This window comes from Epilithonimonas sp., from assembly GCF_032055105.1.
Taxonomy (GTDB): domain Bacteria; phylum Bacteroidota; class Bacteroidia; order Flavobacteriales; family Weeksellaceae; genus Epilithonimonas.
This window is the reverse complement of sequence record NZ_DAMBRK010000010.1, coordinates 78,106-91,210: the sequence shown is the minus strand read 5'-3', so window position 1 is coordinate 91,210 and position 13,105 is coordinate 78,106. Positions and strand designations below refer to the sequence as shown.

Sequence of the window (13,105 nt, the reverse complement as noted above, 5' to 3'; positions counted from 1 at the left end):
TTGAATTTCTACTCCGCCTTATTTTTCAGCGCCATCAAAAGACTATACGCTCCTTTCTGTACTATCTTTTTATCTTTCAAATTGTCCGCTTTCAAGATCTCCGTGAATTGATCATCAGAAATTCCCACATTTACAGGAATCATCTTGTATTTTTTATTTCTTAAATCTTCAAAAACATAATTTTTACTTTCAAAAGAAACCACGGATTCATTCAGTAAGCCAATGGTAAATCTACTGTTTATCGTCACTTCTGCGTTGATGTACATACCTTTGATGAACTCAGGGTTCGGGCTTGAAAGTTTCGCCACAGCAATTGAAGAACCTCCATTTTCGATGCTTGGAACGATGCTTACAATTTTTGCTGTTGATTTTTTATCAGGATTTTGATTGTTGTACACTAAAATTTCCTGTCCGATTTTCACATCATTTACATCGTTTTCAAACACTTTTAATTCAAGCAGTAAACCAGAAGGATTAATCAATTCGAATAAAGTATCTGAAGGATTAATATATTGTCCGTTATTCACCAGAATTTTGCTCACATAACCACTGAAAGGTGCATAAACATTAATTCGGCTACTGATATTGGATGAGTTTAATCCTTTGGCATTGATTCCGATAATTCTTAATTTTTCCTCTAAACCTTTCAAAGTAGCATTCAATGTAGAATAATCTGCCTGAGCTGTTTGCAGATTTTTATCGCTGGTTGCTTTGGTAATATTTAAATCTTTTTGACGACTTAAATTTAGCCTTGCAAATTCCAATTGTGCTTTCGTCACCAAATAATCCTGTTGAAGCTGAATAAATTGCGGGTCTTCTACGACCGCCAAAACCTGACCTTTGCTGAAATGACTTCCGTTTATCACATTAATCGATTTGATATGACCGCCCATAATGCTGGAAATCGAACTGATATGAGACGGAGCAATTTCAACTTTTCCGTTCAGGCGAACCAATTTTTGCATTGTTTTTTCCTGAACAGTTGTCGTCGTTAAACCAATCGATTGCAATTGTTTATCCGACATTTGAACCGTATTTTGGTCTTTTTCCTTGAATTTTGTGTTTTCATACACCGTTTTTTCTTCCTCTTTTTTTTCTGAGCAGGAAGATAAAATCAGAATTACACTTAAACTAAGGATTGATATATTTTTAAGATACATTTCGCTGTTATTTTGATAGTAAAAAATTAAGTTCTGCGCCAATTTGGTTAAGTCTTTCGAGATTATCGATGTAATCAACCTTTGTTTTCACCGCTTGATTCGTTAGAATGACCCAATTCAGATAATCGATTTCACCGACTTCGAGTTGTTTTTGAAGCGTTTTTAAAATCGTTTCAGACTTTGGAAGCTGTTTTTGTTCGTAATTATCAACGATTTTCAGTTGATTGGTGTAATTATTAATTTGCTGTCCGAATCTGTTTTTCAGTTCAATCTCTTTTAGTTGATATTGATTTTCAGAAATCGCCACTTTCGCTTTCGTCGCTTTTGCTAAAGCTCGCTGCCCTTTCGTAAACAAAGGAATTCCGACACCGACTTGAACCGCATTAAAACGATTGTTATTCAGGTTTTTCATACTTTGATTCGTATATCCAATCAATAAATCCGGCAACAGTTTAGATTTTTCAAGCTGTGCTTCTGCTTCATTCACTTTAATTTGTTGATTTAAATATTGTAATTCAGGATGTTGCTGAACCATTTCTTCCGAAACCTGAAGATTAATATTCATCATCGGTTTGTCCGAAACTGGTTGAAATTTTTCTTCCGACTGAAGCAGTAACTGAAGTTGAAGTTTGGCAATATTCAAATCGTTTTCAAGCATATTCAATTGAGTTTTTGCTTGTTCATTCTGAATTTCTGCTGTCGATTCCTCCAAAATATTGGTTTCTCCTTTTTTCAGTCTCAAACTCGCTTTTTCTGCAAAACTGCTGTACAGTTTGCTGATATATTCAATCACTTTTTTCTTTTCCTGAAGCGTCAGAATTCGGTAAAAAACATCGGAAACTTGCTTTGTTAATTGCGCTTTCGTCAGATTTTGGTTGATGACACTTGCATTCCATTCTGCATCCAGCATTTGCTTTCTTTTGGTATAAACCGTAGGAAAGCTAATACGTTGGGAAATGGAGAAAGAATTATCGGTTTCAATTCCATTGATTTGTCCGATTTGCGCACTCACTTCCGTTTGTGGAATATCAAGATAACTTGCTTTTAATTTTTCCTGATATTCAGAAATTAATTTTGAATTCTTTAAAGTTCCATTTTGCTGAAAAGCTTTTTCCAGAGCCTGATCGTAGGTAATATTTTCCTGCGCATTCATCATTCCGAAAGACATCAGAAATAAGAATGCAGTCAGTTTTTTATGATTGTTTGAAAATTTCATTGTATTTATTTTTAACGCAATGAGCGCTAAGATTTTTTTAATTGAGACTTTTGATTTTTTCGTTCGCAAAGGCGTTTCACTCAGCTAAGATTAGCTTTTATTAAACTTTTTCTTCTTACTTATTCGTTCAAATAAGACATAAAGAATCGGCAAAACAAACAAGGTTAAAAGTGTCGCAAGCATTAATCCTCCGATAACCACAGTCGCTAAAGGTCGCTGAACTTCTGCACCTGCTCCGTTGCTAATTGCCATTGGTAGAAATCCTAGTGAGGCTACAAAAGCCGTCATTAAAACCGGACGAAGACGGATTCTCGTTCCCATCAAAACAATTCGGCTTAAGTTCGTGACACCATCTTTTTTCAGTCGGTTGAATTCCGAAATCAATACAATTCCATTTAAAACCGCGACTCCGAAAAGGGCGATAAATCCAACTCCTGCACTGATGCTGAAAGGCATACCTCTTAACGCCAAAAAGTAAACGCCACCAATCGCTGACAGAGGAATTGCAGTGTAAATCAATAAACTATGTTTTACAGAACCGAAAGCGAAGAATAGCAATAGGAAAATCATCACCAAAGAAATCGGAACCGCAATTCCTAATCTTGCTTTAGCCTCATTTAAATTTTCAAAAGCTCCACCGTAAGAAATCGTGTAACCAGGAGATAGTTTCAAATCTTTATCAACCTTCTGCTGCAGCTCTTCCACAATACTTTGAACGTCTCTTCCGCGAACATTGAAACCTACAACAATTCTACGTTTGGTATCTTCTCTTTGAATTTGATTGGGACTTTCCTTTAATTCTACTTTTGCGAGTTGATACAACGGAATTTGCTCTCCATTCGGAGTTGGAACCAATAAATTCTGAATACTTGTAATGTCTTTTTTATAATCGTTATCCATTCTTACAACGACGTCAAATTTTCTTTCACCTTCATACAAAGCACCTGCAATTTGCCCAGCAAAAGCCATATTGATAACTCTATTGATTTCTGCCACAGAAATATTGTAGCGCGAAAGCTCGGCACGATTATAATTGATAACCACTTGCGGAGCACCTACAACAGGCTCCAAATACAAATCTTGAGCACCTTTCACCGTAGAAATTACACCACCTAATTTTTTAGCGTAAATCGCTAAACTGTCTAAATTTTCTCCATAAATTTTACAGACAACATCTTGCCTAGCTCCCGTCATCAATTCATTAAAACGCATTTGCACCGGAAACTGGAAACCTGTCGTTAAACCAGGAATTACTTTCAATGATTCACTCATTTTTTCAGAAAGTTCAGGGAATGAATGTGCGGAAGTCCATTCTTTTTTAGGTTTTAAAACAATAATCATATCTCCTGCATCCATTGGCATTGGTTCAGTTGGGATTTCCGCACTTCCGATTTTAGTAACCACTTTTTGAACTTCAGGAAATTGTTTCAACAAAATTTGAGCAGCTTGAGTAGTAACTTTTTTGGTTTCTTCGATATTACTTCCTTGAAGAATTCTCATTTCAACCGCAAAATCACCTTCTTCCAACGAAGGGATAAATTCTCCGCCCATTTTTGAAAGCACGAAAACCGCTCCTGCAAATAATAGAATAACTGTCGCAATGATTGTTTTTCTGAATTTTAAAGCTTTAATTAATAACTTCTGATGACCGATTTCCACTTTTGTCATTACTCGGTCAGAAACATTGTCTTTCGTTTTTTTCTTTCGGCTTAAAACCAAAGAACTCATCATCGGAATGTAGGTAAGTGAAAGTAAAAATGCTCCAATCAAGGCAAAAGCAACGGTTTGTGCCATTGGTTTGAACATTTTTCCTTCAATTCCTTGAAGTGTAAAAATGGGTAGATAAACGATAAGAATAATGATTTGCCCAAAAACTGCACTGTTTACCATTTTGGTAGCCGAAGTTGAAACTTGCGCATCCATTTCCGGTTTAGAAAGTAAATTATCTTTTCCGAAATGTTTTTTGTGCGCCAATTGGTGTAAAACAGCTTCCACAATAATCACAGCTCCATCCACAATCAATCCGAAATCGAGAGCTCCGAGACTCATTAAGTTTCCTCCAACTCCGAAAATATTCATCATAATAATAGCGAAAAGCATCGCCAAAGGAATCACAGAAGCAACTAATAATCCCGCCCGGAAATTTCCGAGGAATAAAACCAAGATGAATACGACGATTAAAGCCCCCTCCATCAAATTAGTTTTTACAGTACTAATCGTGTTATTCACCATTTTTGCTCTGTCTAAAAACGGTTCAATTACAACGCCTTCCGGTAAAGATTCCTGAATTTTATCTAATCTTTGCTTAATGTTTCCGATTACTTCGTTAGCATTTTCGCCTTTCAGCATCAAAACAATGGCTCCGGAAACTTCACCTGTATGATTAAAAGTCATTGCGCCATAACGTGTCGCAAAACCTATTTTAACTTTTGAAACATCTTTAATACGTACCGGAATTCCTTCTGATGTATTAGAAACCTGAATATTTCCAATGTCTTCAGTACTTCCTAAAAGTCCTTCGCTTCGAATAAAAAGTACCGTTTCTTTTTTCTCTATATAAGCTCCTCCGGTGTTTTGATTATTATTTTCTAAAGCATTAAAAACATCATTGATATTGATATTAAAAGCCTGAAGCTGATTGGGATTGATGGCGATTTCATATTGTTTTAGCTTTCCACCAAAACTACTTACATCAGCAACACCTTTTGTTCCTAATAACTGACGACGAATTACCCAATCCTGAATAGTTCTGAGTTCGGTTTCGTCATAAACGTGTTCATAGCCATTTTTAGCTCTTACAACATATTGAAAAATTTCTCCCAAACCTGAAGAAATAGGTCCTAATTCTGGCTTTCCAATACCTTCGGGAATATTATCCTGAACCAATTGCAAACGCTCCTGAACTTGCTGTCTCGCCCAATACACATCGGTGTCATCATCGAAAACAACAGTTACTAAAGACAATCCAAAACGGGAAAAACTACGGAGTTCGGTAATTCCGTTGATGTTGCTTGTTGCCTGCTCAATCGGAAAAGTGACCAATCTTTCTATATCTGCCGCTCCATAAGACGGCGCTACAGTAATCACTTGAACTTGATTATTCGTAATATCGGGTTGTGCATCGATGGGAAGTTTAGTGGTTTCATAAATACCAAAAAGAATGAGCGCAATGGTAAACAGCCCGATAATGAGTTTATTCTTTACAGAAAACTCAATAATTTTATTTAACATAAAAATGTATTAATTGAATGAAATAGAAATCAACTGCTTTAAGTAAAAACCTAAAACATTGATATTTAAATTAAAAATCAATTAACAAAAGCGAGGCGGCTGAAAAATGCGGGAAAGATAACTGCAGGAAAAGTCTTTTTCCTGATAAACAGTTGGTTTTTGAGATATGATGATCTCTTTTATTTTTTCAATATGAAAAGTAGTTTCAGGAAGTTTTGCGTGAACAATCAAAACAAGAGTGGGATTGAAAAACGGTAATTTTTGATCGGTATCCCAATCTGCATCGGGTTGATGATTGTCGTAATGTTCAACCAAAAACTCTATAACACTTCCTTGATATTCTGTAAGATGTTCTATAAATATAGGCGTTTTAACCAGCTCTGCAATGCTTGTTGTCGCAAAGCAATAAGTGATAGCACAGAATATGGAAAGCCATTTTAACATTGGTGCAAAGATAAAGGATATACTTAGAAATAAATACTATTCAGAACTTTAATTTTAAATAAATATTGATGATTATATGTTTTATATAAAGATTTCTGTTCAAAAAATCCTACAGATAATACCTTTTCTTTAGTCTCAAAGAAGTTTTTACCAATAAAATGAGCACAGGAACTTCGACCAGAGGACCAATTACGCCTACAAAAGCCTGTGGAGAATGAATTCCGAAAACAGCGATAGAAACCGCAATTGCCAGTTCAAAGTTGTTACCTGTGGCTGTGAATGCGATTGAAGCATTTTTATCGTAAGGAATTTTTAATGCTTTGTTAATGAAGAAACTTACAAAAAACATCAGTACAAAATAGATGATTAACGGAATGGAAACTTTTAGCACATCCATTGGAAGTTCAATTATTTTATCTCCTTTCAGACTGAACATTAATATGATAGTGAACAAAAGTGCATACAAAGTGATTGGTGAAATTTTTGGGACAAATATTCTTTTGTACCATTCGGTTCCTTTTGTTTTAATAAAAATGTAACGAGTGAGAAAACCAGCCAAAAAGGGAATTCCTAAGTATAAAAAGACACTTTCTGTGACATCTTTTATTGATACGGTTACATTGAAGTTGGCTAGACCTAATTTGCTCGGCAATACATTGATGAACAACCAAACTAAAAAACTGTAAGAAGCAATCTGGAAGATGCTGTTCAATGCAACCAACATAGCTGTATATTCTCTGTTTGCTTTTGCCAGATCGCTCCAAACAATGACCATTGCGATACATCTTGCCAAACCTATCAATATCAGTCCTGTCATATAATCTGGTTCTCTTCTTAGAAACAAAACGGCTAATCCAAACATCAATACGGTGCCAACAAACCAATTTAGAAATAGCGAAATACCCACTACTTTTTTATCCTTGAATGCTTGAGGCAATAATGAATAATCAACTTTTGCCAAGGGCGGGTACATCATCAGAATTAAACCAATTGCCAACGGAATATTGGTAGTCCCCACCGATAAAGTATTGCTGATTTTGGAAATTGAAGGAAAGAAATAGCCTAAACCGATACCAATTGTCATCGCAAGAAAAATCCATAGGGTAAGGTAGCGATCAAGAAATTTTAATTTGGGTTGCATAAAAGATTATTTTTTAATCATAGAAAAAACGTAGAACATTTCAGAGGCAATCTGAAGACTTCTTTCTGCGTAAACCTTCGATTGTTCCGGAGTATTGTCAGAAATTTTAGGGTCTTCAAACGTGATGGGAATTCTTTTTTCCGCACCCGGAATGAAAGGACAGCCTTCGTCCGCTTGTGAACAGGTCATTATTGCTGCAAAATCTGATACAGGATTGAACGGATTGTCATATTTCTTTGAAAATCCAATAATTGGTAAAGTGTTGTCACCAATTTTTATCGTATAAATCGGATTGCTTTCATTCGAGATTTTAAAAATATTAAAACCTTGATTCGCAAGTGTTTCAGCTACTTTTTGAAATAAAGCCGTTTCTTCCGTACCTCCCGAATAACAATTGACATTTTGAATATTGAAATAATTTGCTCCCGCTTGCGCCCAAATTTGTGATAGATGGCTTCTGCGTGAATTATGGGTACAAATGAAATTGAGATTAATATCTTTCCCATCATTAGTTTTTTGCTGTATAAAATCAATTAAAGGTTGTAGTGTAATTTTTCTTTCTTCACTAATGCTTTTATACTGCAATTTTTCAATTATATTTTTTAATGTTAAATACATTTTTCTAATTATTTTTTTAATCGATTCCTATAGTTTTACTTCTGCGTTCCATAAGGACATTATCTTTCCAAACTCCATTTTTCTTACCGATTTTTTCCCGATAACCGACTATTCGAAATCCACATTTTTCGTGCAACTTGATACTGCTTTCATTTTCTGCAAAAATCCCTGACTGCAAGGTCCATATTCCGTTTTTTTCGCTCTGTCGGATTAATTCGGTCAGTACTATTTTTCCGATTCCTTTTCCGCGTTCTTCTTTGGCGATATAAATGCTGACTTCTGCAACTCCTGCGTATACGCATCTGCTGGAAACAGGCGTCAAAGCAGTCCATCCAAGCATTTTATTGTTATCAAAAATGCTTATTCTGCAAAAGTCCAGATGCCCTTTGTCCCAATTTTCCCAAATAGGTGTGTCGTTTTGAAAAGTCGCAATTTGGGTTTCCAATCCTTGTCTGTAAATTTCCATTACTTCAGGAAAGTTGTCTTTAGTGATTGATTTGATTTCCATTTTGCAAGAATTTAGCAACAACCTGATTCTGGTGTACAGCAATAACTATTCAGCTCTGAGAGTTTTATCTTTTGTTTTTCTGAAGGAATTCCGCAAGCGTCCTGAGCCAAACAAGCGGTCTGTTTATTTTTCAGAATAAAATGACTTCCGTTAAAATCCAAATCATATTTTCCTATGGTCGTGCTTTGATATTCCACTTCAATCTCAGAATCTTCGATGTGCAATTGCTCTTCAGAAAGTTGAATGATGTTCAGTAATTTCGCAGGTTTTAGTCTGTGTTCAAAATCATTGGCATTCCACAACTGAAAATTGATTACTTTTTCATTTCTAATGGTTCCGCCACAATCGATAAAGTTTTTTATAATGACTCCGATTTCAGTTACGTGAAAATGTTCAAGAACAAATTCTCCGTTTTCCAATTGAAATTCAACATTGTTCAGCGTAGGCAGAATTTCTTTAATTTCTGATAATTTCATAGTAAATTGATTTAATTAATATATTGCAATATGCCGATATTTAATTTTATAAAAAAAGTTGTTAGCAACATTGTCCAACTTTTACATCCTGTTCAAAAAATTGATTCAACAAAGCCTGAACTTCTTTCCATTTTTTATCTTCGATACAGTAGCAGACAGATTTTCCATCAATCGTTCCCTGTATAATTCCTATATTTTTAAGCTCTTTCAAATGCTGTGAAATAGTTGCCTGTGCCAATCCCAGTTCATCCACCAAATCATTACAAATACAAGCTTTCTGATTGATAATGTGTTGAAGAATTGCAATTCTTGCAGGATGCGCCAAAACTTTAAAAAGAGAAGCCAGATTATTCTGCTCGTCCGAAAATATTTCTGTTTTAGTAAGTCCCATAATTAACATTTATATATCGCAATATTACGATAATTATTTTATTAGAACAAGTATTTATTTTATCGATGAAATACAACCTTATTTAAAACCTTTCTTAAAGAAACATTGTTTAAATTTGAATAGTGAAAAAGTTGATTTCCATAGTATTGCTTACATTCTATTTGGTTTCTACAACCGAATTATATCAGCTTTTGAAAATTCCTACACTTGTTGAACATTACTTTGAACACAAGGCGCTCAATCCAGAGTTGCCATTGATTGCTTTTCTTAAAACGCATTATGACCATCCGGTTAAAGATGGAGATTATGGGAAAGATCAGAACCTTCCTTTCATCGTTCATTCTAATACGTTAACTTTAATTTTTCCTTTAAGTGCAAAAGTCACTTTTCAGTCAATTAACAATAGTTTCAGAGAAATTGTATCTCATAAAATTCCTTCCAAAGACGAAGACTTTTGCCTGAAAGGTTTTAAAAGTTCAGTTTGGGAACCACCAAAAAGTACGGACATTACACGAAATCTGTCGGGATGACTTCTGATATTATTTCGTTAAATTTAAGATTCAAATAAAATTGTAATATTTGACTTGTTGAATGTTATTTGACAAGTCATTTTTTTTTTAAACATAAAACGTATGCATCATCAATTAGAAAAACATTACGTCAATAGAGTAGGATGGCTTCGTGCAGCGGTTTTAGGAGCGAATGATGGTTTGTTGTCCACCACAAGTATCGTGATTGGAGTTGCAGCAGCTTCTCCTGATAGAAATACGATTATTCTTGCCGCATTAGCCGGGATGATTGCCGGTGCAATGTCGATGGCTGCGGGAGAATATGTATCAGTAAGTTCGCAAGAAGATACTGAGAAAGCGGATTTGGCTCGTGAAAAACGCGAACTTGAAGAAATGCCCGAAATAGAATTACAGGAGCTGGCAAAAATCTACGAAAGGAGAGGTGTAAGCAAAGAAACAGCTTTGAAAGTGGCGACCGAACTTACGAATCACGATGCTTTGGCAGCTCACGCTCACGATGAATTGGGGATTAACGAAATCACACAGGCAAAACCTTTGCAGGCGGCGATGGCTTCGTTTGCTTCATTTGGTTTGGGAGCATTACTTCCATTTGTCGTTTCGCTTTTGGCACCGATTAAACAAATGGTCTATTTCCAATACGGATTTTCCATTATGTTTTTAATGATTTTAGGAGCAATTTCAGCGAGAACAGGTGGTTCAAAAATAGGAATTGCTGTCATAAGAATTTGTTTCTGGGGAACTGTCGCAATGGGCGTTACTGCTTTGATTGGACATCTTTTTGGAGTTTCTGTGGCATAAGGATTATTAAATAAAAAGTAAAGACTGTAGTTTTAAATTACAGTCTTTATCGATTTGAGATTTTAATGAGGCAATTTTTCTCTGAAATAGCCATATACCCAAGTTCCTAAAATAGCACTTACCAAAGTAATGATAACCGCTAAAGCTCCGGTTCCGATTTGCGCAAAAAGTGGTCCGGGACAAGCGCCTGTAATTGCCCAGCCAAAACCGAAAATTAAACCACCATAGATTTGACCTCTATTGAATTTCTTGGGTGCAATTTTGATGGGTTCACCATAAATGGTTTTAATATTAAATTTTTTGATGAACCAAACGGAAATCATTCCGGTGAGAACGGCGCTTCCAATCACGCCGTACATATGAAAAGACTGCAAACGGAACATCTCCTGAATTCTGAACCAACTGATAATCTCAGCTTTTACAAATACAATCCCGAAAAGAATGCCGACGATAAGGTATTTGATGTTGTGATACCATTTATGTTTCAGTTCGCTTTCATTGATGCAAACCGTGTCTTGGTGACGTATATCTTCTGTTTCTTTTATCATTTTTAAATTTTTAAAGTGAAAGAATAATCGGCAGAATAACATTGGCCATTAAAAAACCGCCTGCCATAAAGCAAATTGTTGCCACTAATGATGGCCATTGCAGATTAGACAATCCCATAATGGCGTGACCGCTGGTACAACCGCCTGCATATCGAGTTCCGAAACCTACTAGAAAACCACCGACTACCATTGTAATGAAACCTCTCAAAGTTAAGAGACCTGCAAAATTCATTAACTGAGTGGGAACAAGATTGCTGAAATCCGTAATTCCATAAGTCGCTAATTCTGCTTTTAGTCTAGGGTTTACCGAAATTTCTGTACTGTTGATGAGATAATGAGAAGCAATTATTCCGCCCAGAAAAATTCCGAAAACGAAAAACATATTCCATAATTCTTTCTTCCAGTCATATTTGAAAAAACTAATATTCGCAGGAATACAAGCCGCACAAATATGCCTCAAAGAAGAGCTGATTCCGAAAGATTTGTTCCCTAAAATCAGTAAAATAGGAACTGTAAGACCAATGAGAGGTCCTGCAATATACCAAGGCCAAGGTTCTTTTATGAATTCTAACATTAATTTTATTTTTAATTTAAAACTTTACTCTGACAAACAAAATCGCTTTTCGGAACTCCTGTTTTTGCAATTTCGCCAAAGCCGCCCGCAATTTCGCTAAAATTTCTGTATCCTCTTGCCTGCAAAATACTTGCAGCCATCATACTTCTGTAGCCACCAGCACAATGAAGGTAGAAATGTTCTTTAGAATCTAATGTATTAATCCATTGATTGATATAGGCTAAAGGCTTGTTAAAAGCTTCCTCTACGTGTTCTGCTTCGTATTCGGATTCTTTTCTCACATCGATAATTTTCACGTCTTTTCCTGAGATTTCTTTCTCAAATTCCTGAGCGGAAATTCTATTCACAGTATCGATTTCTTTACCGCTGTTTTTCCACGCATCGAATCCGTCTTTTAAAAAACCGATGACGTTATCAAAACCTACACGGCTCAATCTGGTAACGGTTTCTTCTTCCTGATTTTCGTCTGTAATTAATAAAATCGATTGCTGTACATCTACAATGAGCGTTCCAACCCAAGGCGCAAAATCACCGTCTAAACCAATATTTACAGATTGTGGAATGAAACCTTTGGCAAAATCATTATTATTTCTGACATCTAACAATAATGCTCCGCTGTGTTCCGCCGTTTCTTCGAATTCGTCTGGTGACAGTGCGTGAAGTCCTTTCGATAAAACTTCATCAAAACTTTCGTAGCCTTTTTTGTTCATCGCAACATTCATCCCAAAATAAGGCGGTGGCGGAAGTAGCCCATCTGTAACCGATTTTATAAAACTTTCTTTATCTTTTTGGTTGAGTGCATAGTTTGTTTTTTTCTGATTTCCCAAACTGTCGAGTGTTTCTTTCTGCATATTTTTTCCGCAGGCAGAACCCGCTCCGTGTGCCGGATAAACGATAATATCATCATTCAGCGGCAATATTTTTTCATATAAACTATCGTAAAGCAAACCTCCCAATTCTTCCTGCGTAAGATTTGCTGCTTTTTGTGCCAAGTCAGGTCTCCCTACATCTCCCAAAAACAGAGTGTCTCCACTGAACAATGCTGTTTCTTTTCCATTCTCATCAATTAATAAAAAAGATGAACTTTCCATCGTGTGACCAGGCGTGTGAAGTACTTTTATTTTGATGTTTCCTACTTCAAAAATCTGATTGTCTTCTGCAATAATCGCTTCAAATTCAGGTTTTGCCGTTGGACCGTAAACGATGGCTGCATTTGTTTTTTTACTTAAATCCAAATGACCGCTCACAAAATCTGCGTGAAAGTGGGTTTCAAAAATATATTTCAAAACAACGCCGTCTTTTTGCAATCTTTCGATGTAAGGCTGGGTTTCTCTTAACGGGTCGATAATCGCTGCTTTTCCGTTTGAAACAATGTAATAAGCGCCTTGAGCAAGACATCCTGTGTAAATTTGTTCTATATTCATTGTGATAAATTTTTTAAGTTTTTTTATTGATACAAAGTTGAGAGTT

The 13,105-nt window shown here is 35.8% G+C and carries 14 protein-coding genes; 2 read left to right on the top strand and 12 right to left on the bottom strand.

Going from position 1 to position 13,105, the window contains the following annotated elements; all coding sequences use genetic code 11:
- Positions 1-8: 8 nt before the first annotated feature.
- The 9 genes from RTY06_RS10245 to RTY06_RS10210 form a co-directional block, all read right to left on the bottom strand.
- The gene (locus RTY06_RS10245; RefSeq protein ID WP_312824676.1) at positions 9-1,160 is read right to left on the bottom strand and encodes an efflux RND transporter periplasmic adaptor subunit; all 1,152 of its coding nucleotides are present in this window, start codon (positions 1,158-1,160) and stop codon (positions 9-11) included.
- Between the two features lie 7 nt (positions 1,161-1,167).
- Positions 1,168-2,376, bottom strand: a complete 1,209-nt coding sequence (locus RTY06_RS16200) for a TolC family protein (protein ID WP_409450842.1) — start codon at positions 2,374-2,376, stop codon at positions 1,168-1,170.
- A gap of 90 nt (positions 2,377-2,466) precedes the next feature.
- Positions 2,467-5,607, bottom strand: coding sequence for an efflux RND transporter permease subunit (locus tag RTY06_RS10240; protein WP_409450841.1), 3,141 nt, complete (start codon positions 5,605-5,607; stop codon positions 2,467-2,469).
- Between the two features lie 81 nt (positions 5,608-5,688).
- The gene (locus tag RTY06_RS10235; RefSeq protein ID WP_312824675.1) at positions 5,689-6,051 is read right to left on the bottom strand and encodes a hypothetical protein; all 363 of its coding nucleotides are present in this window, start codon (positions 6,049-6,051) and stop codon (positions 5,689-5,691) included.
- Positions 6,052-6,160: 109 nt separating this feature from the next.
- Complete coding sequence (arsB, locus tag RTY06_RS10230) at positions 6,161-7,192, bottom strand: ACR3 family arsenite efflux transporter (protein WP_312824674.1); 1,032 nt, start codon at positions 7,190-7,192, stop codon at positions 6,161-6,163.
- 6 nt (positions 7,193-7,198) lie between these two features.
- On the bottom strand, positions 7,199-7,810 hold the full coding sequence (locus tag RTY06_RS10225; RefSeq protein WP_312824673.1) for a protein-tyrosine-phosphatase: 612 nt from the start codon (positions 7,808-7,810) through the stop codon (positions 7,199-7,201).
- 16 nt (positions 7,811-7,826) lie between these two features.
- Positions 7,827-8,318: an N-acetyltransferase family protein gene (locus RTY06_RS10220; protein ID WP_312824671.1), complete on the bottom strand. Its 492-nt coding sequence runs from the start codon at positions 8,316-8,318 to the stop codon at positions 7,827-7,829.
- Positions 8,319-8,329: 11 nt separating this feature from the next.
- The gene (locus RTY06_RS10215) at positions 8,330-8,794 is read right to left on the bottom strand and encodes a DUF6428 family protein (protein ID WP_312824669.1); all 465 of its coding nucleotides are present in this window, start codon (positions 8,792-8,794) and stop codon (positions 8,330-8,332) included.
- Positions 8,795-8,855: 61 nt separating this feature from the next.
- Complete coding sequence (locus tag RTY06_RS10210; protein WP_312079235.1) at positions 8,856-9,185, bottom strand: metalloregulator ArsR/SmtB family transcription factor; 330 nt, start codon at positions 9,183-9,185, stop codon at positions 8,856-8,858.
- A gap of 122 nt (positions 9,186-9,307) precedes the next feature.
- Here RTY06_RS10210 and RTY06_RS10205 point away from each other — a divergent pair, with 122 nt between their 5' ends.
- Positions 9,308-9,715, top strand: coding sequence for a hypothetical protein (locus tag RTY06_RS10205; protein WP_312824667.1), 408 nt, complete (start codon positions 9,308-9,310; stop codon positions 9,713-9,715).
- Between the two features lie 102 nt (positions 9,716-9,817).
- Positions 9,818-10,513: a VIT family protein gene (locus RTY06_RS10200; RefSeq protein ID WP_312824665.1), complete on the top strand. Its 696-nt coding sequence runs from the start codon at positions 9,818-9,820 to the stop codon at positions 10,511-10,513.
- A gap of 62 nt (positions 10,514-10,575) precedes the next feature.
- Here the strand turns inward: RTY06_RS10200 and RTY06_RS10195 are convergent, their stop codons facing one another.
- Genes RTY06_RS10195 through RTY06_RS10185 form a run of 3 tightly spaced genes read right to left on the bottom strand, consistent with a single transcriptional unit; the run spans position 10,576 to position 13,059 of the window.
- Positions 10,576-11,061, bottom strand: a complete 486-nt coding sequence (locus RTY06_RS10195; protein ID WP_312824663.1) for a DUF6691 family protein — start codon at positions 11,059-11,061, stop codon at positions 10,576-10,578.
- A 10-nt stretch (positions 11,062-11,071) separates the two neighbouring features.
- A complete protein-coding gene (locus tag RTY06_RS10190) occupies positions 11,072-11,635 on the bottom strand; it encodes a YeeE/YedE thiosulfate transporter family protein (protein ID WP_312824662.1) in 564 nt (187 codons plus the stop codon).
- Positions 11,636-11,646: 11 nt separating this feature from the next.
- On the bottom strand, positions 11,647-13,059 hold the full coding sequence (locus RTY06_RS10185; protein ID WP_312824661.1) for an MBL fold metallo-hydrolase: 1,413 nt from the start codon (positions 13,057-13,059) through the stop codon (positions 11,647-11,649).
- Between the last annotated feature and the right edge of the window lie 46 nt (positions 13,060-13,105).

Bases quoted from the DNA above. Each gene is read 5' to 3' on its own strand.
- RTY06_RS10185 (WP_312824661.1), bottom strand. From the start codon at position 13,059: ATGAATATAGAACAAATTTACACAGGATGTCTTGCTCAAGGCGCTTAT.
- RTY06_RS10245 (WP_312824676.1), bottom strand. From the start codon at position 1,160: ATGTATCTTAAAAATATATCAATCCTTAGTTTAAGTGTAATTCTGATT.
- RTY06_RS10210 (WP_312079235.1), bottom strand. From the start codon at position 9,185: ATGGGACTTACTAAAACAGAAATATTTTCGGACGAGCAGAATAATCTG.
- RTY06_RS10235 (WP_312824675.1), bottom strand. From the start codon at position 6,051: ATGTTAAAATGGCTTTCCATATTCTGTGCTATCACTTATTGCTTTGCG.
- RTY06_RS10240 (WP_409450841.1), bottom strand. From the start codon at position 5,607: ATGTTAAATAAAATTATTGAGTTTTCTGTAAAGAATAAACTCATTATC.
- RTY06_RS10225 (WP_312824673.1), bottom strand. From the start codon at position 7,810: ATGTATTTAACATTAAAAAATATAATTGAAAAATTGCAGTATAAAAGC.
- RTY06_RS10190 (WP_312824662.1), bottom strand. From the start codon at position 11,635: ATGTTAGAATTCATAAAAGAACCTTGGCCTTGGTATATTGCAGGACCT.
- RTY06_RS16200 (WP_409450842.1), bottom strand. From the start codon at position 2,376: ATGAAATTTTCAAACAATCATAAAAAACTGACTGCATTCTTATTTCTG.
- arsB (WP_312824674.1), bottom strand. From the start codon at position 7,192: ATGCAACCCAAATTAAAATTTCTTGATCGCTACCTTACCCTATGGATT.
- RTY06_RS10195 (WP_312824663.1), bottom strand. From the start codon at position 11,061: ATGATAAAAGAAACAGAAGATATACGTCACCAAGACACGGTTTGCATC.
- RTY06_RS10215 (WP_312824669.1), bottom strand. From the start codon at position 8,794: ATGAAATTATCAGAAATTAAAGAAATTCTGCCTACGCTGAACAATGTT.
- RTY06_RS10220 (WP_312824671.1), bottom strand. From the start codon at position 8,318: ATGGAAATCAAATCAATCACTAAAGACAACTTTCCTGAAGTAATGGAA.
- RTY06_RS10200 (WP_312824665.1), top strand. From the start codon at position 9,818: ATGCATCATCAATTAGAAAAACATTACGTCAATAGAGTAGGATGGCTT.